The 546-nt window shown below is 62.5% G+C and carries 1 protein-coding gene; it reads right to left on the reverse strand.

Annotated features, from left to right (window positions below):
- Window positions 1-212: 212 nt before the first annotated feature.
- A partial coding sequence (locus CXR03_RS18970; protein WP_219816288.1) for a hypothetical protein occupies window positions 213-546 on the reverse strand: 334 nt, incomplete at its 5' end.

The following is a 546-nucleotide window of genomic DNA, read 5'->3' on the forward strand; positions in this document are numbered from 1 at the left end:
CACGACGCCGCTCTGGTCGACGACAACGATGCATTGCGGCTGGCCCATCGCCGAGGCCGTATCGATCGACGCCTGCAGCATGGCGAGCACGCCCCTGTCCGTCAGTTGCGCCGAAGGCTCAAAGAAGCTGCTCATGGGCTCATTCCCTATCTCATGGTGCAGTAATCGCGGCCGGCGCGGAGGAGTTTGCACCGGCCGCGAAGGAGCAAGTCTTATTTGCCCCAGATCTTAGCATACTGGTCGCGATAACCATTGCCCGGATCGAAGATGTTCTTGTCACCACCGTCGGAGCTGATGTTCGCCTTGGTGACGACATGCAGCGGCGAGGTGTAGCCCGACCATTCGACCTTGCTCACGGCACGGTTCAGTTCGTCGATCAGCTGCCAACCCTGCAGGTTGAGCGGCTCGGCGACCGTCACAGCCTGATACTGGCCGGAACGGATACGCTGATAGGCGGACTCGGACCCGTCACCAGCAGCAACCGCCTTCGGCGCGCCGTCACCGGCAATGCCGGCTGCAGCCAGGCTCGGCCCCATGAAGTCGAAG

Origin of the sequence: Arthrobacter sp. 08Y14 (assembly GCF_002929455.1) — a bacterium.
In the GTDB taxonomy this organism is placed as follows: Bacteria; Actinomycetota; Actinomycetes; order Actinomycetales; family Micrococcaceae; genus Arthrobacter_B; species Arthrobacter_B sunyaminii.